Annotated in this window: 20 protein-coding genes; 12 read left to right on the top strand and 8 right to left on the bottom strand. The window is 67.0% G+C overall.

All coding sequences use genetic code 11. From position 1 onward, the window contains the following. Positions 1-35: 35 nt before the first annotated feature. The gene (locus ACQR0U_RS11155) at positions 36-866 is read left to right on the top strand and encodes a dienelactone hydrolase family protein (RefSeq protein ID WP_315716686.1); all 831 of its coding nucleotides are present in this window, start codon (positions 36-38) and stop codon (positions 864-866) included. A 7-nt stretch (positions 867-873) separates the two neighbouring features. Here the strand turns inward: ACQR0U_RS11155 and xseA are convergent, their stop codons facing one another. Continuing rightward, positions 874-2490 (bottom strand): exodeoxyribonuclease VII large subunit, encoded by a 1617-nt coding sequence (xseA, locus tag ACQR0U_RS11150; RefSeq protein WP_434843211.1) that lies wholly within the window; start codon positions 2488-2490, stop codon positions 874-876. Positions 2491-2684: 194 nt separating this feature from the next. Between xseA and ACQR0U_RS11145 the strand changes: the two genes are divergently transcribed. The 8 genes from ACQR0U_RS11145 (at position 2685) to ACQR0U_RS11110 (ending at position 11745) form a co-directional block, all read left to right on the top strand. After that, the gene (locus ACQR0U_RS11145) at positions 2685-3611 is read left to right on the top strand and encodes an alpha/beta hydrolase (RefSeq protein WP_434840711.1); all 927 of its coding nucleotides are present in this window, start codon (positions 2685-2687) and stop codon (positions 3609-3611) included. 13 nt (positions 3612-3624) lie between these two features. Next, a complete protein-coding gene (locus tag ACQR0U_RS11140; RefSeq protein ID WP_434843210.1) occupies positions 3625-4173 on the top strand; it encodes a hypothetical protein in 549 nt (182 codons plus the stop codon). 4 nt (positions 4174-4177) lie between these two features. After that, positions 4178-4492: a transcriptional regulator gene (locus ACQR0U_RS11135; protein WP_315716689.1), complete on the top strand. Its 315-nt coding sequence runs from the start codon at positions 4178-4180 to the stop codon at positions 4490-4492. Between the two features lie 69 nt (positions 4493-4561). Then, positions 4562-5845 (top strand): phosphoribosylamine--glycine ligase, encoded by a 1284-nt coding sequence (gene purD / locus ACQR0U_RS11130; protein WP_434843209.1) that lies wholly within the window; start codon positions 4562-4564, stop codon positions 5843-5845. Positions 5846-5961: 116 nt separating this feature from the next. Further along, a complete protein-coding gene (locus ACQR0U_RS11125; RefSeq protein ID WP_316226944.1) occupies positions 5962-9192 on the top strand; it encodes an AAA family ATPase in 3231 nt (1076 codons plus the stop codon). Positions 9193-9242: 50 nt separating this feature from the next. After that, positions 9243-9737 (top strand): hypothetical protein, encoded by a 495-nt coding sequence (locus ACQR0U_RS11120; protein WP_315716692.1) that lies wholly within the window; start codon positions 9243-9245, stop codon positions 9735-9737. Continuing rightward, positions 9734-10453, top strand: coding sequence for a class I SAM-dependent methyltransferase (locus tag ACQR0U_RS11115; RefSeq protein WP_316171663.1), 720 nt, complete (start codon positions 9734-9736; stop codon positions 10451-10453). Before ACQR0U_RS11120 ends, ACQR0U_RS11115 begins: the two co-directional genes overlap by 4 nt. Continuing rightward, positions 10453-11745 carry a cytochrome P450 gene (locus ACQR0U_RS11110; protein ID WP_434843208.1) on the top strand — a complete coding sequence of 431 codons (1293 nt, stop codon included), beginning with the start codon at positions 10453-10455 and terminating at the stop codon, positions 11743-11745. Before ACQR0U_RS11115 ends, ACQR0U_RS11110 begins: the two co-directional genes overlap by 1 nt. A gap of 21 nt (positions 11746-11766) precedes the next feature. Here ACQR0U_RS11110 and ACQR0U_RS11105 read toward each other — a convergent pair whose 3' ends face one another. Next, the gene (locus ACQR0U_RS11105; protein WP_434843207.1) at positions 11767-12213 is read right to left on the bottom strand and encodes a nucleoside deaminase; all 447 of its coding nucleotides are present in this window, start codon (positions 12211-12213) and stop codon (positions 11767-11769) included. Between the two features lie 131 nt (positions 12214-12344). On the opposite strand from ACQR0U_RS11105, the gene ACQR0U_RS11100 reads away from it, so the two are divergent. Next, positions 12345-14525, top strand: a complete 2181-nt coding sequence (locus tag ACQR0U_RS11100) for a pseudouridine synthase (RefSeq protein WP_434843206.1) — start codon at positions 12345-12347, stop codon at positions 14523-14525. A 9-nt stretch (positions 14526-14534) separates the two neighbouring features. Beyond that, positions 14535-15089, top strand: coding sequence for a 16S rRNA (guanine(966)-N(2))-methyltransferase RsmD (rsmD, locus tag ACQR0U_RS11095; protein ID WP_315716697.1), 555 nt, complete (start codon positions 14535-14537; stop codon positions 15087-15089). Between the two features lie 35 nt (positions 15090-15124). Here rsmD and mutL read toward each other — a convergent pair whose 3' ends face one another. Then, positions 15125-16978 carry a DNA mismatch repair endonuclease MutL gene (mutL, locus tag ACQR0U_RS11090; protein ID WP_434843205.1) on the bottom strand — a complete coding sequence of 618 codons (1854 nt, stop codon included), beginning with the start codon at positions 16976-16978 and terminating at the stop codon, positions 15125-15127. A gap of 197 nt (positions 16979-17175) precedes the next feature. Here mutL and ACQR0U_RS11085 point away from each other — a divergent pair, with 197 nt between their 5' ends. Next, entirely contained in the window at positions 17176-17487 is a 312-nt protein-coding gene (locus ACQR0U_RS11085) for a ribbon-helix-helix domain-containing protein (RefSeq protein WP_434843204.1), read from the top strand. A 190-nt stretch (positions 17488-17677) separates the two neighbouring features. Here ACQR0U_RS11085 and ACQR0U_RS11080 read toward each other — a convergent pair whose 3' ends face one another. From ACQR0U_RS11080 to arfB, 5 genes are all read right to left on the bottom strand, one after another. Continuing rightward, positions 17678-19246: a GMC family oxidoreductase gene (locus ACQR0U_RS11080; RefSeq protein WP_315716700.1), complete on the bottom strand. Its 1569-nt coding sequence runs from the start codon at positions 19244-19246 to the stop codon at positions 17678-17680. Positions 19247-19282: 36 nt separating this feature from the next. Beyond that, positions 19283-19831, bottom strand: a complete 549-nt coding sequence (locus tag ACQR0U_RS11075) for a gluconate 2-dehydrogenase subunit 3 family protein (RefSeq protein WP_315716701.1) — start codon at positions 19829-19831, stop codon at positions 19283-19285. Between the two features lie 49 nt (positions 19832-19880). Further along, positions 19881-20276 (bottom strand): VOC family protein, encoded by a 396-nt coding sequence (locus ACQR0U_RS11070; protein WP_315716702.1) that lies wholly within the window; start codon positions 20274-20276, stop codon positions 19881-19883. Position 20277: 1 nt separating this feature from the next. Further along, positions 20278-20595 (bottom strand): c-type cytochrome, encoded by a 318-nt coding sequence (locus ACQR0U_RS11065; protein WP_315716717.1) that lies wholly within the window; start codon positions 20593-20595, stop codon positions 20278-20280. 221 nt (positions 20596-20816) lie between these two features. After that, complete coding sequence (gene arfB / locus ACQR0U_RS11060; protein WP_315716703.1) at positions 20817-21236, bottom strand: alternative ribosome rescue aminoacyl-tRNA hydrolase ArfB; 420 nt, start codon at positions 21234-21236, stop codon at positions 20817-20819. Positions 21237-21786 lie beyond the last annotated feature (550 nt).

Here is a 21786-nt window from a genome sequence, read left to right as displayed (position 1 = left end):
GCGATATCCGCCGCTTGTCCCGCCCGGCTGGTTTGATGCGCTCCCTCGTCGCCATCGTCGTCTCACTGCTCTGCGCCACGGCGTTTCCAGCCTTGGCAGAGCCGTTGCCAGCGCCCGTCGCGGTCGAGATCCCCTCGGGAAGCTATGTGCTGCACGCCCAGCTCTACCGGCCGAAGGGGGCCGGCCCATTTCCGGTCGTCGTCGCGCTCCACGGCTGCGGCGGGCTTTCCGGCCGCTCGGAGCCGGTGCTGCCGCGCTATCGCGACTGGGCCGAGGAACTCGTCAGGGACGGCAAGGCCGTCCTGCTGCCGGACAGCTACGGCTCGCGCGGGTTGGGCCCGCAATGCCGCGTCAAGGAGCGTCGTATCAGCGGCCGGCGCGAGCGTGTCGCCGACATCGTGATCGCGCAGAAATGGTTGGCCGAGCAAGCCTGGGCGATGCCCGACCGGGTCAGCCTGGTCGGCTGGGCGGCCGGCGCGAGCGCGCTGTTGTGGGCGGTGCGCCCGCAATTGCCCGAGCATGTCTCGCCGGATTTTCGCTCGGCGGTGGCGTTCTATCCGGATTGCCGCGCCTCGTCCGGCCTCGGCTGGAGCACGCGCGTTCCGACATTGGTGCTGATCGGCGGCCTGGACGACGTCTATTCGCCGCCCGCGTGCCGGCAGATGATCGATGGCGCGCGCGGCCGCAGCGCGCTGACCCGCATCGTCATCTATCCCGGCGCCTATCACGATTTCGATCGTGTGAACCTGCCGCTGCATCAGGTCGCGGGATCCGACGCCGGGGCGCCCGAGCGCGGCCATGTCGGCTCGGATCCCGAGGCGCGCGCCGATGCGCAGAAGCTCGTGGCCGATTGGCTGGCGCGCTGAAGGCTACTCAGAACAGGCTGCCTTGGTCGGCGGGATCGGGCGTGCGCTTCGGTGCCGAAGGCTTGGCCTCGCGCGCAGGTTTCGGCGATGACGGCGCTGCCGGCGGAAGCGGGCGGTCCGCGCCCGCCGTGGCCGCGACCTTGCCGTCCGCAAATTCGATCGAGAGCGCGGCGCCCGGACCGATGCTCGCGGCATGGTGCAGCGGGTGGCCGGCCTCGTCACGCACCAGGGCAAATCCACGGGCCAGCACGCTGCGATAGGACAGCGCGGTGAGGAGCTTCTCGTTCTGGCCGACGCGGGCCGACAGGCGCTGAAGCTGGGTCAGCAACGCGCGCCGGGCCCGCTCGGCAAGACGTTCGGTTCGGTCGCGCTCGCGACCGATGGCTTGGCGCTTGGCCTGGGCGTAGGCTTGGCGCGAGGCCTTGAAGCGGGCGTCGAGCGCCTCGAATCGCTCGCGCCGCCGGTGCAACTGGCCGCGCGACGACAGCGACAGCCGCTCGGACGACGCGATGAGACGATGGCGTGATTGCGCGATCTGCGCGTGCAGCACGCGCAGAGTGAGCTTGGCGCTCGCCGCCGCGAATTGGCGAAAGTGTACATGCGTGTTGGTCTTCAGCGCGCGTGGCAGGCCGGCGGCCGCCGAATCCAGCCGCTGCCTGGGAATGGCGAGCAGATCGCTAGGGCCGGGCAGGGCGCGCGCGGCGGCGCGCAGCTCGTTGCGGCGGCTCTCCTGGCTGCGCTGCCAGCAGACGCCGACACGGCGCGCGAGGCTTGCGACCTCCTGCATCAGCTCGCTGCGCACCGGCACCGCCATTTCCGCGGCTGCGGTCGGCGTTGGCGCACGTTTGTCGGCGGCGAAATCGATCAAGGTCACGTCGGTCTCGTGGCCGACCGCCGAGATCAGCGGGATCATGCTCTCGGCCGCGGCGCGGACCACGATCTCCTCGTTGAACGACCACAGGTCCTCCAGCGAGCCGCCGCCGCGCGCGACGATCAGCACGTCGGGCCGCGGGATCGGGCCTGCCTGCGGCAAATCGTTGAAGCCGCGGATCGCGGCGGCAACCTGCTCGGCCGAGCCTTCGCCCTGCACCTTCACGGGCCAGACCAGCACGCGGCGAGGAAAGCGGTCCTCGAGCCGGTGCAGGATGTCGCGGATGACGGCCCCGGTCGGCGAGGTGACGACGCCGATCACCTCGGGCAGCCATGGCAGCAGTTGCTTGCGTGCGGGATCGAACAGTCCTTCGGCCCCGAGCTTCCGCTTGCGCTGCTCCATCAGCGCCATCAGCGCGCCGATCCCCGCCGGCTCCAGCGCCTCGATGACGATCTGGTATTTCGACGAGTTCGGATAGGTGGTGAGCTTGCCGGTGGCGATCACCTCGAGCCCCTCCTGGGGCTTGAAGCGCATGCGGCCATGCACGCCCTTCCAGATCACCGCCTCGATCTTGGCGCTCTCGTCCTTGAGCGCGAAATAGCAATGCCCCGAGGAATGCGGCCCGCGAAAGCCGGTGATCTCGCCGCGCACCCGGACATGGCCGAACTGGTCCTCGACCGTGCGCTTCAGCGCCGAGGACAGCTCGGTGACGGTGAATTCGGGCGCGTTGGGCAAGGCTTCCGCAGGCGGCATCGCTGTTTGATTCGGTTCGGGGAGCAGCAGCCAAGGTAGGGGCTTTCCGCGTCCGCCGCCAATCAAGCCGTTGCCATTTCGATAACTCTATAATACAGAGTACTCTGTAAAATGCAGAAAAGCTGGAGGACAGCGTGCGACGCGGCGCGAAGTTCCTGTTTCGGGTCCTAGGATGGGGGCTCTGCCTCCTGGGCATGCTCGCTTTGGCCCTGGCTGCGATGATCGCGACGCCACTGGTGCGCCCGCCCGAGCTCAAGTCGATCTCGGAGACGGCCGGCCAGGTCGACCGCAGCACCATGCCCGGCCTGCAGCGCTTCAGCGCCCGCGATGGCACCGAGCTCGCCTATCGCCACTACCCGGCGCGCGGAACGGCTGTCGGCAAGGTCGCGATCGTGGTCCACGGCTCCTCCGGCTCCAGCGTCGCCGTGCATGCCCTTGCCGATGCGTTGGCGGCGCGCGGCATCGATACCTTCGCGCCCGACATTCGCGGCCATGGCGGCTCCGGCACCCGCGGCGACATCGGCCATCTCGGACAGCTCGAAGACGATCTCGCCGACCTCGTCGCCGAGGTCAGGAGGTCGATTCCGGCCCAGCCGATCGTGTTGCTCGGCCATTCGGCTGGCGGCGGCTTCGCGCTGCGCGCGGCGAGCGCCCCGATCCAGGATCTGTTCACGCGCACCGTGCTGCTCGCGCCCTATCTGGGTTACGACGCGCCGACCAACCGGGAGAATTCGGGCGGCTGGGCCGGTCCCGACATTCCGCGCATCCTGGCGCTCGGCGTGCTCAGGCGCATCGGCATGCCGTGTTGCGAGGCACTGCCTGTGCTGGCCTTTGCTGTCAGGCCGAACTCGGAGAAATTCCTGGCGCCGACCTACAGCTACCGGCTGTTCCGCAATTTCGCGACCCGTGGCTACAAGGCCGATTTCACTGCGGCGAAGCACCCGGTGACCGTCATCGCCGGCGCCGATGACGAGCTGATGCGCGCCGACAAATATGCAGATGCGGTGCACGCCGTCGTGCCGGGCGTTGACGTGAAGCTGATCGCCGGCGTCAATCACATGGAGATCGTGTCGGCACCGCAGGCGGTGAGCGCGATCGCCGAGGACGTGGCGACGCACTAGAGGTCCAAACCGCATGATCGACAGCCTGGAAGCCGCGCGGGCGCTCAGCGACATCGAGGATGTGACGAAGCGCGTGCGGCAGTCGCAGATCTATCGGCTGTCGAGCCTGCTGATGATCCTCTGGGGCGTTCTCGTCTTCGCCGGCAATCTCGTGACCTATCTCGCGCCCAAATACGCCGACAAGGCCTGGCTATCGGTCTATGTCCTCGGTCTGGCCGGGTCGCTGGCGTTGGGCGCGACGGAGAAGGCGCGTTCCGGCGTACGCAGCTTCGATCTCCGGGCGCTGCTCGCCTTCGTCATGTTCTTTGCGTTCGGCTTCTTCGTCGAAGCGATCGGCCATTTCGGACCGCGCGAGATGGGCGCATTCTGGCCGATCTATTTCATGCTGTTCTACGGCCTCGCCGGCTTGTGGTTCGGCGCGGCGTTCACGGTGTTCGGCCTTTGCGTCACCGCATTGACCCTGGTCGGCTACCTCTTCATCGGCAAGGCTTTCCCGTTGTGGATGGCGTTCGTCAATGGCGGCGGCCTGGTTCTCGGCGGCTTGTGGATGCGGCGGAGCTGACGGTTTGGCGGAGCTCGACGAGATCATCCACCAACCGCTGCGGCTGAAGATCATGGCGGCGCTGAATGCCCTGCCTGCCGTGGCCGGGCTGGAATTCGTCCGGCTGAAGAAGCTGACCGGCGCCACCGACGGCAATCTCGGCGCGCATATCGACACGCTGGCGCGCGCCGGCTACGTCGCCGTGGACAAGGCCTTCGTCGGCAAGAAGCCGCAGACCACGGTCACGGCGACCGCGGCCGGCCGTGCGGCGTTCGCCCGTTATGTCGCGAACCTGCAGGGCATCATTGCCGGCGCTGCCGCGAAGCCGCCGGAGCCATGATTTGACTCCGTTGCGAGGGCCGGGCAATTGGGGCGTCCAAATTGGCCCACCCCTGCGACGGCATCGACGATGAACATTCTGCTCCTTGGTTCCGGCGGCCGCGAGCACGCGCTCGCCTGGAAGATTGCCGGCTCGCCGCTGCTCACCAAGCTGTGGTGCGCGCCCGGCAATGCCGGGATCGCCAAGGAGGCCGAATGTGTCGCGCTCGACGTCGCCGATCATGCGGCGGTGATCGCCTTCTGCCGGGCGAACAAGGTGGATCTGGTGGTGGTCGGCCCCGAGACGCCGCTCGCCGCCGGCATCGTCGATGATCTCGAGGCTGCCGGCATCAAGGCGTTCGGCCCATCCAGGCTCGCCGCCAAGCTCGAGGGCTCCAAGGGATACACCAAGGATCTCTGCGCCGAATACGACATCCCGACCGGCGCCTACTGCCGCTTCGACAACGCCCCCGAGGCGCTCGCTTATGTCCGCGAGCATGGCGCTCCGATCGTCGTCAAGGCAGACGGGCTCGCGGCCGGCAAGGGTGTCGTCGTGGCCAAGACGGTTGCCGAGGCCGAGGACGCCATCAAGATGATGTTCGAGGGCGGCTTTGGCGTCGCTGGCGCCGAGGTCGTCATCGAGGAGTTTCTCGAAGGGCGGGAGGTGTCGTTCTTCGCGCTGTGCGACGGTGAGACCGCGATACCGCTGGCCTCCGCCCAGGACCACAAGCGGGTGTTCGATCACGACCAGGGACCGAACACCGGCGGCATGGGAGCGTATTCACCGACGCCGTTCGTGACGCAGGAGATTCATGACGAGATCATGAATCGGATCATTCAGCCGACCATTGCCGGGATGAGCGCCCGGGGCACACCCTTCAGGGGCATTCTCTATGCCGGCCTGATGCTGACGGCTCAGGGGCCGAAGCTGTTCGAATACAACGTGCGCTTCGGCGATCCGGAATGTCAGGTGCTGATGCTGCGGATGATGTCGGATCTCGTGCCCGCCATGCTGGCCGCCTGCGATGGGCAGTTGAAGAATTTCGACCTGCGCTGGTTTCCCGACGCCGCCGTCACCGTGGTCATGGCCGCGAAGGGCTATCCCGGCGATTACGCGAAGGGCGGTGTCATCGAGGGACTCGACGATGCCGCGAGGATCGAGGGCGTGGAGATCTTCCACGCCGGCACGGTCGCGAAGGACGGCGCCATTCTCGCCAATGGTGGGCGCGTCCTCAATGTCTGCGCGTCGGGAAAGAGCGTCGCCGAGGCTCAGGCGCGGGCCTATCAGGCCGTCGACCGCATCAAATGGGCTGACGGCTTCTGCCGGCGCGACATTGCCTGGCAGGCGGTGGCGCAGGAAAGCGGCCGGGGCTGAGCATCGTGATCGCCGCACTCGGCCACGCAAGGCTATTTTTCCCGCGAGAATTGTGGCAGTTCCATAGACTCATGCCGTGATGGGATGAATCAGTTCCGCCGTGGAACGGAGGGGCCATGGAATGCGCGCGGTGCGGCAGGCAGAATCAGCCCGGGAGAGCCTCGTGCGACCGGTGCGGCGAGCCGCTCAGCCTCAGATGTGAGGCGTGCAACCAGACCAACAGCCTGTCGAATCGCTTCTGCGGCCAATGCGGCGCGCCGTTGCCGGGCCGGCTGGCTCAGCCGGATCAGAACGCCCAGCGGGTGCTACGGACCCTGAGCAGCAAGGGCGGTGAGCGCAAGCGACTCACCATCCTGTTTGCCGACATTCGTGACTCGACCCAGCTGATCGATAGTCTCGGCGATCCCGAACTCGCGATGCAACGGCTCGATCCGGTCCTCAACCTCATGAAAGAGGCCGTCCACCGCTATGACGGCGTCGTCAACAAGACACAGGGCGACGGCGTCATGGCCCTGTTCGGCGCGCCGGTGCCGCACGAGGATCACGCCGTGCGCGGCTGTCTCGGCGCGCTCGCGATGCAGGACTCGATCGCCCGCCTGGCGGATCCGCATCTGCAGGTCCGCGTCGGACTGCACACCGGCGAGGTGATCGTCCAGGTCGTCGAGAACAGCATGTACCAGACCTACGATGCGGCCGGCGCCAACGTGCATCTGGCCAATCGTCTGGAGCACATGGCCGAGCCAGGGACCATCCTCATCAGCAAGGAGACCTACACCGGCGCCAGGCAGTTCGTCGAAGCCGAGCCGCTCGGCACCCGCACGCTGCGCGGCATTGCCTCGCCGGTGTCGATCTACAAGCTGATCGGCCGCCTGAACGCGCCGGCGAGCGACGTCTTCCGCAGCGGCCAACGCCTGTTGCCGCTGATCGGGCGCAACGCTCAGCTTGCGGTGCTCGAACGCGAGCTCGACGACGTCCTGGCGGCGCGTGGCGCTGTGGTCGGCATCGTCGGCGAGGCCGGCATCGGCAAGAGCCGGCTGTGCTTCGAGTTCGCCGAGCACTGTCGCCGCCAGGGCATTCGCGTCTACGAGGCGCGCGTGCTGGCACATGGCCGCGCCACCCCGTTCCAGCCGGTGCTCGAATTGTTGCGCGACTTCTTCGGCATCCGGGCGAAGGAGCCCGTCGAGGTGTCGCGACAGCGCGTGGTCGACAGACTCGAGGCCCTCGGCATTCCCGATACGGCGCTGGTGCTGCTGCTGGACTTCATGAGCCTTGCCGATCCGTCTCGTCCTGCGCTTCGGCTCGATCCGGGCGTGTTCAAGACGCGTCTCCTCAACGTGTTCAAGACGTTGTTCCGCTCGGCGCCGGCGGATGGCGCCGTGGTGATCATGATCGAGGACCTGCATTGGCTCGACGAGGCCAGCGAGGAGTTCGTCGAGGCGCTCGCGGAGGCCTCGATCGGCACCAAGACGCTGCTGGTCGTGAACTACAGGCCTGGTTTTGCCGCGTCCTTCATGCAGCGGGCTCCGTTTCACGAGCTGCACATCGTGCCGCTCGCATCCGCCGAGGCGCGCAAACTGCTGCGCGGCGTCTTCGGCGACGACGCATCGCTCGAGGCGCTGGTCGGCGACATCATCGAGCGCGCGCAGGGCAATCCCTTCTTCCTCGAGGAGCTGGCGAGCGCGGTCTCCGAGAGCGGCGGGTTCGAGGGTGAGCGCGGCGCCTATCGGCTGAAGGGCGGGATCGGCCCGATTCCGCTGCCGCCGACGGTGCATGCCGTGGTAGCGGCCCGCATCGACCGTCTGAGCGAGACCGCCAAGAGCGTCCTGGAAACAGCGGCTGTGATCGGCCGCTCGGTCGCGCTCGCCGTGCTCAAGCCTGTCGTGGGGCTCAGCGAGGCGGACCTGTTCGACGCGCTCGCACAACTGAGGCATGCCGATCTTCTCTATGATATGCCGCCGTTCGACATGGGCGTGCTCGCCTTCCGCCATCCGCTGATCCAGGAGGTGGCCTATGCCATGCAGCTGCGCTCGCGCCTGAGCGGCGTGCACGTGGCCGTGGCCAAGGCGATCGAGGCGCTGGATTGGGGCACGCAGGACGAGTTCGCCGCCCTGATCGCCTCGCACTACGAATTCGCCGGCCAGACCATGCAGGCCGTCGAGCATCTGCAGCGCGCGGCGCGCTGGATCGGCCGCACCAATACGGCCGAGGCACTGCGGCTTTGGAAAAAGATCCGCTCCATGCTGCAGACGGTGCCGCCATCCGAGCACGTCGATCGCCTCAGGGCGCTTGCCAGCGGCCAGATCCTCAATTGCGGATGGCGGGAGGGCATCTCGGCCGAGGAGGTGAGGCCTTTCGCCGAGGAGGCGCTGCGCTATGCGCGCTCCTCGGACAAGATGCACGAGCCGATCCTGCTCGGCGCTTACGGCCGCGTCCTCGCCTCGACCGGCGCAGCCGACGACTACGTCAACCTCGTGCAGAATGCGGTCAAGCTGACCTCGGAGGAGGGCGATGTCGGCCGCTATGCGACCGTCAACGCCATGCTGGCGCAGGCGCTTCTGCTGTCGGGGAGAGCACGAGACGCGCTAGCAGCGGCGAACACGGCGCAGGCGACGATCGCTAACCAAGGTGGTTTTGACAGTAGTGTAACCCTGGGGCTGACGCCAAATCAGATCCTGGGATTCGATGTTGAATATTGGATCAAGTGCCTCAGGACGCGAATCCTGGTCCAGCTCGGCTGTTTCGCTGAGCTCGAAATTCAGCTTTTCGAATTGTTGAATACCCCTCCCGAACAGTTGGCTCCGGTGGTCCGTTTTATCCCGCACTTTGCCGCTGTTGAATTTGCTCGATGGCAAGGTCGTGCTGAGGCCGCGGCTCTGCACTCGGCCGAGCTGCTTCAGATCGCTGAAGCGTCGGGCATGCCGTACATTCGGGTGCAGGCGTTGGCAGGGGCTGGTCTTGCTCGGGCGGCTGCAGGCGATTTCACTCACGCCGCGTATGATCTCAGGGAAGCGATCGAGTACTCGAGGCGCGCCAGGGCAGGCCTCGAGTTCGAAGCGCGCATGATGAGCGATCTGGCTGACGTCCTTTATCGCGCAGGAGACCTCCGTGGTGCACTCGACGTTGCTGAGGAAGCCAGCGTCATCGCCCGACGCAGGACGGATAGGATCGGTGAACTCCACGCGGTGCTGCTGCGATGTTTGATCAGTTCGTCCGACTCCGATTTTCGGAACGACGCAGAAGCTGTCGGATCGCTGCTCGACGCCGAGCGCCTGCTGGAAGTCTCGGGTGCCGAGGTCTACAAACCCATGTTGATAGCGTGCCGATCCTCCCTTGAAGGTACTAGATGACCCGTGCAGTATGCCCGCTTTCCATGAAGCATTATTAGGAGGCTGGGCACATGGGGATGATGATTAAAGACAGTACGACGCTCGATATTCTCGTGCAGTTGAATAGGCGTTTCGAGGCTGAAGCTTTGCCGGAAATGGTCGAGCTGCAGCGCGAGTTTGGAGTTTTTTCATTGCAGCATGGCTTGCAGCAATCGTTCGCTTTGCTGGGGATCGTGCCGCAGGATTGGACTGAGCGTCGCCGGTGGTACCGTTTCTTGGAACACCTCAGGACCTATCCCTCCGATCTTGATGGCGTGAATGGTCACGACCGTGTCATCCGGGCGTTCAAGGACGACCTGGAATCCGAGAAGCCGCTTCCTGTTTCGATTGTCTGCCATTCGGCAGCGGACGATCCTCGGGTGACGGTTACGCAAGGCCGTCCGGTCGTGTTCTCGCTCGAAACGCATGTGATCGTTTCGATACCGACCACTCCCGGACGAGAGGCGCGTCAGAACCTGGCCGAAGTTGCTCGCACCAGGCGTGTTCAGAAGCGCGGCAAAAAATGAGCCTGACCGCAGGCGACGGCGCCGGACAAAAGGCTCCTTCTATTCAGGCCATTTGCTCCGACGTCGATGCCTACTACACCGCATGCGTCGCGCGTCATGGCGCGACGCCGCGGGGCGTCGACTGGTCATGCGAGGCGACGCAGGGCCTGCGCTTCGTGCAGCTGATGAAGCTGTGCGATGCGTCGGCGCCGTTCAGCCTCAACGACATCGGCTGTGGCTATGGCGCGCTGGTGCCCTTTCTGGCCGCGCGCTATCCGACCTGCGAGATCGACTATCTCGGCATCGATCTGTCGCGCGCCATGATCAGCCGCGCCCGTCGGCGCTTTGCTGGCCCGCAGCGGCGTTTCGTCGTTGCCGCGGAGAGCCCGCGCATCGCCGACTACTCGGTCGCGTCCGGCATCATGAACGTCAATGTCGGCTATCCGCGCCAGGCCTGGGAGAGTTACATCAAGGGCCTGTTGGGGCAGATGTTCGCCACCAGCCGCCGCGGCTTCGGCGTCAACTTCATGCGGGCCCACGGTGACGATGACGACGAGGCCTCCGATGCCGCGACGGCGCGGCTGTACCGGACCACGCCCGAGATCTGGGTGGCCCATTGTGAGCGCGAGTTTGCCGCGCCGGTCGAGGTCATCGGCGGTTACGGCATGAAGGAGTTCACCCTGCTGGTGCGCCGCAGACCCGAGGCGGCCGTCTCGGACGGCGATCCGTCGCACTGATGTCCGCAGCTCCGTTGCTCTCATCCAAGCCCGGTCGACACGCTGCCGCGATCGCGCGCGCGGTGGATGTGCTGATCTCCTCGAAAGGTCACGCCAGCCCCTTGCGGCTTGAACGGGCCTGCGCACTGTTGCGCCAGCACGCGCCGCTGCACTGGGTCGAGCGCCCGGGCGTGCGTCCGTTCTGGGCCGTCACGCGCCACGCCGACATCGTCGCGATCGAGACGCGGAGCAAGGATTTCGCTGCGGGACCCCGCACCTATCTTGCCAGCGAAGCCTCGGAGGCCGTGCTGCAGCGGGTCACCGGCAAGCCGCAGGCCGTCCGCAGCCTCACCGAGATGGATGCCCCGGATCACGCCGCCTATCGCGCGGTCATCCAGGGCGCCTTCGCGCCGCCGGCTCTGCGTGCGATGGAGAGCTGGCTGACGCAATGGGCCGCCGAGATCCTCGACCGGGTTGCCGTGCGTGGTGATGCTTGCGATTTCGCACGCGACGTCGCGCTGCCTTTCACCTTCCGCGTCATCGGTCGCATGCTGGGCACGCCCGAAGCCGATGACACACGGCTTGCCCGGCTCGCCCAGGCGTTCGTGGCCGCCGAGGATCCGCAGCGGCGTTTTGCCGAGGCGCCCGGCGACACCATGCGCATGGCCATGCTGGCGCTGCGCGACTACTTCGAAGCCGTGGTCGCCGACCGCCGCACCAGCCCGCGCGACGATCTCGCCAGCCTGATCGCAGAGAGCGCGCCGCATGGCGCCGCAATGCCGCATTACGAGCTGATCTCCTATTTCATCCTGCTGGTGACGGCCGGCCACGACACCACCTCGCTCGCTTTGGCCGGCGGGCTCGAGGCGCTGCTCGCGGACCCGGGCCAGCTCGAGCGGTTGCGCGCCGAGCCGGAGCTGCTCGATCCGGCGATCGAGGAGATGCTGCGCTGGACCACGCCGGTGCGCCATTTCATGCGGACGGCGGTCGGCGACACCGAGGTCGCCGGCCAGGTCATTCGCGAGGGCGAGGCGCTGGCCTTGTTCTTCCATTCCGGCAACCGCGACGAAGCCATGTTCGACGACGCCGGCACGTTCCGGATCGATCGCAGTCCGAATCCGCATATCGCCTTCGGCCGCGGTCCGCATGTCTGCATGGGGCTGCAGCTGGCGCGGATGCAGATGCGCGCGATGTTCGCGGAACTGCTCCATCGCACGGCGCATATCGCGCTCGCCGGACGGGTGCGCCGGGTCGAGTCGCCGTTCATGAGCGGGGTCAGCAGCCTTCCCATCCACATCCGCTTTCGCGAATGATGCGGCCGGGGCGAGGCCTCGTCAGCGCCGCGCCTTGAAGAAGTCCTTCAGCATCTGCGACGCCTGTTGCTCGCCGACGGCCGAATAGACCTCCGGCGCGTGGTGGCAGGTGGGCTGGCAGAAGAACCGCACGCCGGATTCGACGGCGCCGCCCTTGGGATCGGCGGCCCCATAATACAGCCGGCGGACGCGGGCGAAGGAGATGGCGCCGGTGCACATCGTGCACGGTTCCAGCGTGACGTAGAGGTCGCAATCGACCAGCCGCTCGCTGCCGATCGCCTGCGCGGCCTGGCGCAGCGCCAGGACCTCGGCATGGGCGGTGGGGTCGCGGTCGGTCAGAGTGCGGTTGGCGGCGGTGGCGATGACCACATTGTCCCGCACCACGACGCAGCCGATCGGCACCTCGCCGGAAATTGCGGCCGATTCGGCCGCTTTCAACGCCAGATCCATGAAAGAAGGAGCGTTCATGGCTCGTAATGCCCGGATAAGTCTGGTACTGCATCGCCCTTCAGCAAAACCGGACCTCGATTTCCCGCGTGACAGGCGCTGCTCAGAGCGCGCGTACCACGCGACGTCCCGCACCTCAAAGTGAGACTTTCATGCCCCGCGACACCGACAAAGACAACGATTCCCGCGGCCGCCGCGGCGGCGCCCCGCGGGGGCGTTCCGAAGGGACTAAGGGACGCTCGGGCGCCGCGCGGGGCCCGGAGAAGAAGTTCGCCAAACGCGGCTTCGGCGACAAGGCGGCGGGGGCCAAGGGCAAGCGCTCGTTCGACGAGGGCCGTGCACCGCGCCGCCGCGACGACGGCGATGCGCCGCGCAAATCCTTTGGCGAAAAGCCGCGCTTCAACCGCGATGAGCGTCCGCGCGGCGACCGTCCGTTTGCCGCGCGTCCGCCGCGGGGTGAGAACGGCGAGAAGCGCGCCTTCAAGCCGCGCGGCGACCGGCCGAAATTCGACCGTGACGCGGGTGGCGGCAGCAAGCGTCCCTACACGCCGCGCGCCGATCGCGACGAGGCCCGTCCGGCGACGCGATCCTCCGAGCGCAAGTTCGGCGAACGCAAGCCCTACGCGCCACGCGAGCGTGACGGTGAGAAGCGCCCCTATACGCCGCGCAGCGGGGGCGCCCGCGATCGCGGCGACCGTCCGCGCACCGAGCGCAGCTTCGGTGACCGGCCGCCGCGTGGCGATCGGCCGGAGCGGAAGTTCGGCGGCGAGAAGACATTTTCCCGCGGAGCTGACGGCGATCGCGGCGAGCGCAAGTTCGGTGCCGGCCCGCGCGGTCCGCGCAAGGAATTCGGCGACCGTCCGGCCCGCGGCGAGTCCAAGCCCTGGCAGAAGCGTGAGGGCGGCGATCGTCCGGAGCGCAGCGCCCGCCCGCCCCGCGATGGTGCGCGCAGCTTCGACCGTCCCAAGTTCGACCGTCCCAAGTCCGATCGCCCACGCGAGGATCGCCCCAAATTCGATCGTCCGAAGTTCGACCGTTCCGCCTCCGATCGGCCACGGGGGGACCGTCCCAAGTTCGACCGGCCCACATCCGACCGTCCGAAATTCGACCGGCCGCGCGATCGCGGCGACGACCGGAAGTTCGATCGCCCGCGTCAACGCCCCGAAGGCCGCAGCGAGTGGCAGGAGCATCCGCGTGGCGAAGGTCGGGGTGGTGATTTCGCCGACCGGCCGCGCCGCGACAATGAGGACGAGAGCCGGGTCTTCGCCAAGCGTCCGGCGTTCGGCGGCCGCGGTGCGTATCGCGAGCGCAAGCCTGAGACCGACAAGCGTACCAAGCGCGTCGTGCCCGACGAGGCGCCGAAGCCCGGCAAGGCTGGCGAGCGCATCGCCAAGGTGCTGGCGCGTGCCGGCCTCGCCTCGCGCCGTGATGCCGAGGAGATGGTGACGCAGGGCCGCGTCACCGTGAACGGCCGCATCATCAACTCACCGGCGCTCGACGTCACCGAGAACGACGTGATCCAGGTCGACGGCGCGCCGTTGCCGGAGCGTGAGCGCACACGGCTGTTTTTGTACCACAAGCCGCGCGGGCTGATGACGACGCACAGCGACCCCGAGGGGCGCCCGACCGTGTTCGACAATCTGCCGGAAGGGCTGCCGCGCCTGATCTCGATCGGCCGGCTCGATTTCAATACCGAGGGGCTGCTGCTGCTCACCAATGACGGCGGGTTGGCGCGCGTGCTCGAACTGCCGGACACCGGCTGGACACGCCGCTATCGTGTCCGCGCCCATGGCGAGATTACGCAGGCGCAGCTCGACCAGCTCACCGCAGGCGTCGAGGTCGACGGCGTGAAATACGGCCCGATCGAAGCGACGCTGGAGCGCGACCAGGGCGCCAATGTCTGGCTGGTCGTTGCGATCCGCGAAGGGAAGAACCGCGAGGTGCGCAACGTGCTCGCCCATCTCGGCCTCGAGGTGAACCGCCTGATCCGCGTCTCCTACGGTCCGTTCCAGCTCCTGGAGCTGCCCGAGGGCGAGGTGCAGGAGGTCAAGACGCGGGTGCTGCGCGAGCAGCTCGGCGAGAAGGTCATCGCGCAGTCGGGCGCCGATCTCGGTCCGGCTGGCAAGGGTAATCGCGAGCCGTTGCCGGATCCGAAGCCCAAGCCGAAGCGCGAGGTCGTCGCCGACCGCAAGGGCCGGCGCGTGCTGGTTCAGCGCACAGGCAGCGAGGAGGCACGCGAGCGCCACGAGGCCGAGGCGCGCTTTCCCGGGCCGCCGCGGCGGCCGAAGCGCGGCTATCACGGCAAGCGCGATATCACGCCGCAGGACGAGTAGGGTGGTGCGATGCGTGTCGTCGGTGGACGGCTGAAGGGCCGCAACATCGCCTCGCCCGCCTCGCGCGACATACGGCCGACGCAGGACCGGCTGCGCGAGGCGCTGTTCAACATCCTCGTGCACGCCTACGAGGATCCGATCGAGGGCGCACGCGTCCTCGACCTGTTTGCCGGCACCGGTGCGCTCGGCATCGAGGCGGCCTCGCGTGGCGCAGCGTTCACGCTGTTCGTCGACAACGGCGCCGAGGCAAGGGCGCTGCTGCGCAACAATGTCGAGGCGCTCGGCCTCGGCGGTGTCACCAAGGTCTACCGCCGCGATGCCACCAATCTGGGTCCGGCGCGCCCGGTCGAGCCGTTCTCGCTGGTGTTTCTCGATCCGCCCTATGGCAAGGGTCTGGCCGAGAAGGCGTTGGCCTCGTTGCGCGACGGCGGCTGGCTGGTGCCATCGGCGCTGCTCGTGGTGGAAGAGTCCAAGGCCGCCGCGTTCAAGGCGCCCGAGGGGTTCGAAGAGCTCGAGCGCCGCGCCTATGACGACACCGAGTTCGTGTTCTTGCGTGGCTCTTGATCCTTGCGAATGGCTCGTTGCGGAAGTCGTCGGCGCTATCTCCTCCCGAACAGCTTCTCGACATCGGCGAGCTTGAGCTCGACATAGGTCGGGCGGCCGTGATTGCACTGGCCGGAGTTGGGCGTTTCCTCCATCTCGCGGAGCAGCGCATTCATCTCTTCCGGCTTGAGGCGGCGGCCGGCGCGCACCGAGCCGTGGCAGGCCATGGTAGCGGCGACGTGCATCAGGCGGCGTTCCAGCGGCAGCGCCTCGCCCCATTCCTCCATGTGCTCGGCGAGATCGCGCAGCAGCCCCGCCGCATTGATCTTGCCGAGCAGCGACGGCGTCTCGCGCACCGCGACCGCGCCAGGACCGAACGATTCGATCGCGAGGCCGAATGAGGCAAGCTCATCAGTCCGCGCGAGCAGCGTCTCGACGGTGGCTTCATCGAGCTCGACGATGTCCGGGATCAACAGGATCTGCCGCTGCACACCATGCGCCGCGAGCGAGGCCTTGAGCCGCTCATAGACGATGCGCTCATGGGCGGCGTGCTGGTCGACGATGACGAGGCCGTCGCGGGTCTGCGCCACGATGTAGGTGTCGTGGATCTGGGTGCGCGCAGCGCCGAGCGGACGGTCGAGCAGGTCGGGCGCGGCCGGCTGCTCGTGCAGTCGAAGATCGGCGCGGGGCGTGCCGACGTCGAAGGCCGCTTGAGAGGATTCCGCAAGCCCGAACGACCCGAGATCTGGTGAGGGCGCCGCCGCAGGGACGGAGCCGCCGAAATGCGGCATCACCGGCGCCGACGGCGAGCGCTGCCAGTCCCAATTCATCGGACCGAGGTTGGGCCGCGGTGGCGCGAAGGCCGGGCGGAACGCGGCGATGGTCGCGCCGCCGTCATTGGCCGCGGTGCGGCGGCCTTCGCGGGCGAGACCTTCCTTCAACGCGTGGATGATCAGCGCGCGGACCAGGCCGGCATTGCGAAAGCGTACCTCGGTCTTGGCCGGATGCACGTTGGCGTCGACCTCGCGCGGATCGAGTGTGACGAACAGCGCCACGACAGGATGGCGGTCGCGCGGCAGATAGTCGGCGTAGGCTGCGCGCACGGCGCCGAGGATCAGCTTGTCGCGCACCGGGCGGCCGTTGACGAACAGATACTGCCCAAGCGCATTGGCGCGCGTCAGCGCCGGGGCCGCTGCGAAGCCTTCGACCACGACATGATCGCGCTCGCTGCGCACGGCGATCGCATGGCTGCGGAAGTCGGCGCCGAGGATGTCGCCGAGCCGCGTCAGCTGGCCCGGCGCGCCGGGCAGCGCGGCGGCCCAGGTCACCGGCGCGCGCTCCTCGCCGGCGAGCGTGAAGGCGATGTCGGGCCGCGCCATTGCCAGCCGCCGCACCACCTCGCGGATCGCCTCGGCCTCGGTGCGGTCGGTCTTGAGGAACTTCAGCCGGGCCGGGGTGGCGTGGAAGAGATCGGCGACCTCGACGCGGGTGCCCTGGTTCAGCGCGGCCGGCACGATCGGCGACTTGTCGCCGCAATCGACCGCGAGCGCCCAGGCATGCGGCTCGCTCTTGTGCCGCGTCGTGATCGACAGCCGCGCCACCGAGCCGATCGAGGGCAGCGCCTCGCCGCGGAACCCGAGGGTGCGGATTTGCAGCAGGTCCTCGTCGTCGAGCTTCGATGTCGCGTGGCGCTCGACCGCGAGCGCAAGATCGGCCGCCGTCATGCCGCCACCGTCGTCGGTGATCGCGATCTTTCGCCGGCCGCCACCGTCGGTGAAGATGTCGATGCGGCTCGCGCCGGCATCGATCGCGTTCTCGACCAGCTCCTTGACGACGCTCGCCGGCCGCTCGACCACCTCGCCGGCGGCGATGCGGTTGACGATCTGTTCGGGAAGCTGGCGGACGGGCATGGTGCGAACGAACTTGAAAGCTGGCTGGCTCGGATCTTGAAGGCGCGCGGCGCTGCGGCGGTCACGCTGCAAATCTCGGCGAGAATAGCTTTTTTCATGCGCTGCGGCAGAGAAAAGCAACCTTCTCCAACGGGATTGTGAGGCGGGCGGGGCCAGTATATCGTTTCGCAAAAATAACGATCAGCCGGAGGAAGCCCATGTGCCATCTGTTCGCACACCAGCCTCAGCGCGATTATGAGTCGCAGACCCGCTCCTTGCGGATCGGCGGCCATAGCACGTCGATCCGGCTCGAAATGGCGTTCTGGGACACGCTCGAGGAGATCGCCGCCAAGGAAGGCATGAGCCTCGCGAAGTTCGTGACCACGCTGTACGCCGAGGTGCTGGATCATCACGGCGAGGTGAATAATTTTGCGTCGCTGCTGCGCTGCTCCTGTCTGATCTATCGAGCAAAGGCCACTGCTGCGACGCCGGACTTCCGCGAGGCGGCGATCATGGACGCGGCTGAGTAGCCGCGGCCCCGCTGTCTCGTCTCCCTCCCCCGCCTGCGGGGGAGGGCGGGGTGGGGGCGCCACACGGGTAGTCCCGCCGGAGCGTTCCCCCACCCGCATCGCATCTTCGATGCGACCTCCCCCGCGAGCGGGGGAGGCGCTGACCGTCATCGTCGCAAGCCGTGTACTCAACACAGCAACGACTTGCCCATCAGATCTCCTTCTTCTGCATCGCACCGGCGATGTAGTCGGCCTGACGGATGGCCAGCGCCACGATCGTCAGCGTCGGATTGCACGCAGCCCCCGTAGTGAACTGGCTGCCGTCTGAGACGAACAGGTTCTTGACGTCGTGGGTCTGGCCAAACTTGTTGACGACGCCGTCCTTGGCCTTCTCGCTCATCCGGTTGGTGCCGAGATTGTGCGTCGAGGGGTAGGGCGTGGTCGGGTAGGTCACGGTTGCGCCGACCGCCTCGTAGATCGCCGAGCCCTGCTTGTAGGCGTGGGCGCGCATCGCGACGTCGTTGGGATGATCGTCGAAATGCACTGAGGCGACCGGCATGCCGAACTTGTCCTTGGCGACCGGATCGAGCGTGATGCGGTTGGTCTCCTGCGGCATGTCCTCGCCGACCAGCCACATGCCGGCCATGCGCGGATAGGTCTCCATCGCCGCGGTGAAGCTGCGGCCCCAGGCGCCGGGATTGAGGAACGCCGCCATGAACGGCAGGCCGAGCGACAAGGTCTCCATCTCGTAGCCGCCGACGAAGCCGCGTTTCGGATTGAACGCCGCCTCGTCGCGGACGATGCCGGCCATCGTGGTGCCGCGATACATGTGCACCGGGTTCTCGAACGTCGCATAGACGCTGCCGGTCATGTGCCGCATGTAGTTGCGTCCGACCTGGCCGGAGGAGTTGGCAAGACCATCCGGGAACATGTTCGAGGCGCTGTTGAGCAGCAGCCGCGGGCTCTCGATCGAGTTGCCGGCGACGGCGACGATACGTGCCTTCTGCAGCTGCATCTTGCCCTGGCCGTCGGCATAGACCACGCCGGTGACCTTGCCCGAGGCGTCATGCTCGATCTTGATCGCCATGCTGTTGGGCCGCACCTCGAGATTGCCGGTGGCCTCGCCCTTCGGAATCTCGGTGTACAGGGTCGACCATTTCGCACCGGACTTGCAGCCCTGGAAGCAGAAGCCGATCTGCTGGCAGGCGCCGCGGCCGTCGCGCGGCTGCGAGTTGATCGCCATGTTGCCGGTGTGCACGGTCTTGTAGCCGATCTTCCGGGCGCCGGCTTCGAGCACCTTGAAATTGTTGTTGCCGGGTAGGCCCGGAATGTCGTTGGTCCGCGTCACGCCCATCTTGAACTCGGCCTTGGCGTACCACGGCTCCATTTCGGCGAGCGTCACCGGCCAGTCCAACAGGCTCGCGCCGGGCAGCGCGCCATAGGTGGTGCGGGCCTTGAACTCGTGCTCGTCGAAGCGCAGCGAGGCGCCGGCCCAGTGCACGGTCGAGCCGCCGACCGCCTTCACGATCCAGGCCGGCAGGTTGGCGAAGTCCTTCGCCACGCGCCAGGTCCCGGATGTCGTGCGCATGTCGGTCCAGGCGAGCTGGGTGAAGCTCTCCCACTCGTCGTTGATGAAGTCGGGAATCTCGTAGCGATTGCCCGCCTCGAGAATGACGACCTTGATGCCCTTCTGCGCGAGCTCGTTGCCGAGGGTGCCGCCGCCGGCTCCCGAGCCGATGATGACGACGACGCTTGAATCGTTCTGGTCGAATTTTGCCATGGTGGTTTCCTCCGTGTTTTCTGTTGTTCGCCGGCGTCAGGCTTTCGGCAGCCAGTCGATGTCGGAGAAGCCACGGTTGATGTAGCCGCCATGCTCGGCGGAGGAGCCCTCGTAGCCGAACTTCGGCCAGAGCTCCTTCTGATTGTAGAGCGACACCACGAGGTCGCCGCGGAGCGTCTTGAAGAAGGTCGTCTGCTCGATGCCCTGGAGCAGCGCGACGCGGTCGGCCTCCCACGGCACCTGGGCGTAAGGCACCTTGTGGCGGTCACGCGCGTCCTGGTCGAGCCGGGCGACGCCGTCATTGATCATTGCCTTCACGGCGGCATCCTCCGCGGCCTTGCCGTCCCACGGCTTGACCGCGGTGATGTAGTAGCGGTCGGCGAGGAAGTCGTGCGGATAGATGTCGCGCGCGACCTTCACGAGTGTCTTCAGGGTGGCCGGCGTCAGCGCCTTGGCATCCTCCGCCCAGGCATCGGCAATGCCGAGGCCGGTCGCGGAAGCCACGGCTGCGGCCGGCACGGTCGAGGCCGCGCCCTTGAGAAAGACGCGGCGGTCGTATTTGTTGCGGCGATCGACTTCTCTCATGGGTATCCTCCGTTGGGTTTTTGTTTGGTGTATTTTCGTGGTCAGCGGCTCATCCGAAGCGGCCGCCGCGCTGGATGACCTCGATCTTGTAGCCGTCGGGATCGGTGACGAAGAAGAAGCGCGCGAGTGTCGCACCATTGTGCTTGAAATCGCGCAACGGGCCTGGTGCCAGGTTCTCGCGCTCGAAACGGGCATGCTCGGCATCGAGATCGTCGACCACGACAGCGAGATGGCCGTAGCCGTCACCGAGCGTATACGGCTCCTTGCGGTCGTAGTTGACGGTGAGCTCGACCTCGAAGGGCGACGACGGATGGCGCAGATAGATCAGCGCGAAGCCGTCGAATCGCAGATTGTCTGATATCTCCAGGCCGAAGGCGCGCTTGTAGAAGTCGAGCGCCTTGGCCTCGTCGAGCACGCGGATCATGGAATGAACGGGCTTGGCCATCTCAATTGTCCTTCAGGTAGTTGATGATCGCGGCGCGCACGTCGGGCTTGGCCTGGCGATACGCCATCACGGCGCCGGGGATCAGCTCTTGCGGGTTGGTCAGCCAGGCATCGAGCTTGGTCTCGTCCCAGGTGAAATCAGCTTTCGCGAAGCCGGCCGAATAGCGGAAGCCTTCGACGGAGCCGGCGCGGCGGCCGACGACCTTCGAGAGCGGCGGCCCCTGGCGCATCGGCTCGGCGCTGCTCAGCGTGTGGCAGACGCCGCATTGCTGCTTGAACAAGGTCGCGCCGTCGGCAGGCTTGGGCGACGGCAAGGCCATCTGCGCCGATGCGATCGTGGTGCTCAGGACTGCGCCGCACCATCCTAGTCCTAAAACAAGCAGCAGCTCTTGCGCCGTACGCCGTCCCGACATCGATCCTCTCTCATCATTTTTGATGAGACTAGGTCGCAGCGAGAGCGCCGTGGTAGTAGCGGGCTGTTTCGGCCGGAACAAAGCGTGCGCAGGACTCGTCCAGCCGCAGGATATGTCAGCGTTGCGGACTAATCGTCGAAGCGGCGCCCACCGCGTCCCGCCTTGACGTCGCTGCGGATCTTCTTGCCTTCGAGCCGGCGCTGCTTGGAGCCGAAGGTCGGCTTGGTCGGGCGCCGCACCTTCGGCCGGATCATCGCCTCCTTCAACAGCGTGACGAGACGCTCGATCGCATCGGCCTTGTTGCGCTCCTGGGTGCGGAAGCGTTCGGCCTGGATGACGATGACGCCGTTCTTGGTCATGCGCTGTCCAGCGAGCCGCGCCAGCCGTGCGGCGGCGTCCTCGGGCAGGGTGATCCGGGTCGTGTCGAAGCGCAGCTGCGCCGAGGTCGACAGCTTGTTGACGTTCTGGCCGCCGGGGCCGGAGGCGCGGACGAACGAGATCTCGATGTCGTCTTCGTTGATGGCGAGGTCGCGGGAGATCCGCAGCATGGGGCACCAGTGGAATCGAGGTTTTCGCGCCCACCATAGCGGGTTTAGGGGAGGTGTGCGCGGGGCGTCATGGCGAGGCGCGGTTGGCGGCCCGAGACCGCCGCCAGAATCTCCACTGTCATCGCGGCGAACGCCGGGATCCATAACCCCAGGGAGCAGTTTGGGGCAGGCTGGCCGCTGACACCTCCCGCCTCACGTCGGCTGCGGCGTATGGGTGCCGGATCTGCGCCGCGCTGGCGCGCGTCGCAGCTTGTCCGGGACGACAGCGGTGTGCGAGGCGGATTCACGGTTCAAACAGCGGCCGCAGGTGACGACATGTCAGCGCGTTCTCGCGGCATCTGATGCCCGAGGTCTGCGATCAGTTCGTCCCTCGCGAGCATGCAGAGGGCGCGGGGAATGCCGGGCGCTGGCCGCACCCATGGCCCGCCTGCGAAAAAAATGCAGGCGGCAGGTACCACAGGTTCAGCCGAGGCATCCCGGCATTCCCCGCGCGATGGGCTTCACGCTTATACGCAGTCTCCCTGGTGCGCCGGGCGTGTTGGCCACCATT

This window comes from Bradyrhizobium sp. HKCCYLRH3097 (assembly GCF_051167875.1).
Classification (GTDB): Bacteria; Pseudomonadota; Alphaproteobacteria; order Rhizobiales; family Xanthobacteraceae; genus Bradyrhizobium.
The sequence above is the reverse complement of the archived record's forward strand: the minus strand, read 5'-3'. Positions and strand labels throughout refer to the sequence as shown.

What these genes read in the sequence shown, in the direction of transcription:
- xseA (WP_434843211.1), bottom strand. Translation starts at nt 2,490, where the DNA reads ATGCCGCCTGCGGAAGCCTTGCCCAACGCGCCCGAATTCACCGTCACC.
- purD (WP_434843209.1), top strand. Translation starts at nt 4,562, where the DNA reads ATGAACATTCTGCTCCTTGGTTCCGGCGGCCGCGAGCACGCGCTCGCC.
- ACQR0U_RS11080 (WP_315716700.1), bottom strand. Translation starts at nt 19,246, where the DNA reads ATGGCAAAATTCGACCAGAACGATTCAAGCGTCGTCGTCATCATCGGC.
- ACQR0U_RS11085 (WP_434843204.1), top strand. Translation starts at nt 17,176, where the DNA reads ATGTGCCATCTGTTCGCACACCAGCCTCAGCGCGATTATGAGTCGCAG.
- ACQR0U_RS11145 (WP_434840711.1), top strand. Translation starts at nt 2,685, where the DNA reads ATGCTCGCTTTGGCCCTGGCTGCGATGATCGCGACGCCACTGGTGCGC.
- ACQR0U_RS11120 (WP_315716692.1), top strand. Translation starts at nt 9,243, where the DNA reads ATGGGGATGATGATTAAAGACAGTACGACGCTCGATATTCTCGTGCAG.
- ACQR0U_RS11140 (WP_434843210.1), top strand. Translation starts at nt 3,625, where the DNA reads ATGATCGACAGCCTGGAAGCCGCGCGGGCGCTCAGCGACATCGAGGAT.
- arfB (WP_315716703.1), bottom strand. Translation starts at nt 21,236, where the DNA reads ATGCTGCGGATCTCCCGCGACCTCGCCATCAACGAAGACGACATCGAG.
- rsmD (WP_315716697.1), top strand. Translation starts at nt 14,535, where the DNA reads ATGCGTGTCGTCGGTGGACGGCTGAAGGGCCGCAACATCGCCTCGCCC.
- ACQR0U_RS11125 (WP_316226944.1), top strand. Translation starts at nt 5,962, where the DNA reads ATGGAATGCGCGCGGTGCGGCAGGCAGAATCAGCCCGGGAGAGCCTCG.
- ACQR0U_RS11070 (WP_315716702.1), bottom strand. Translation starts at nt 20,276, where the DNA reads ATGGCCAAGCCCGTTCATTCCATGATCCGCGTGCTCGACGAGGCCAAG.
- ACQR0U_RS11100 (WP_434843206.1), top strand. Translation starts at nt 12,345, where the DNA reads ATGCCCCGCGACACCGACAAAGACAACGATTCCCGCGGCCGCCGCGGC.
- ACQR0U_RS11075 (WP_315716701.1), bottom strand. Translation starts at nt 19,831, where the DNA reads ATGAGAGAAGTCGATCGCCGCAACAAATACGACCGCCGCGTCTTTCTC.
- ACQR0U_RS11065 (WP_315716717.1), bottom strand. Translation starts at nt 20,595, where the DNA reads ATGGCCTTGCCGTCGCCCAAGCCTGCCGACGGCGCGACCTTGTTCAAG.
- ACQR0U_RS11110 (WP_434843208.1), top strand. Translation starts at nt 10,453, where the DNA reads ATGTCCGCAGCTCCGTTGCTCTCATCCAAGCCCGGTCGACACGCTGCC.
- ACQR0U_RS11105 (WP_434843207.1), bottom strand. Translation starts at nt 12,213, where the DNA reads ATGAACGCTCCTTCTTTCATGGATCTGGCGTTGAAAGCGGCCGAATCG.
- mutL (WP_434843205.1), bottom strand. Translation starts at nt 16,978, where the DNA reads ATGCCCGTCCGCCAGCTTCCCGAACAGATCGTCAACCGCATCGCCGCC.
- ACQR0U_RS11155 (WP_315716686.1), top strand. Translation starts at nt 36, where the DNA reads ATGCGCTCCCTCGTCGCCATCGTCGTCTCACTGCTCTGCGCCACGGCG.
- ACQR0U_RS11115 (WP_316171663.1), top strand. Translation starts at nt 9,734, where the DNA reads ATGAGCCTGACCGCAGGCGACGGCGCCGGACAAAAGGCTCCTTCTATT.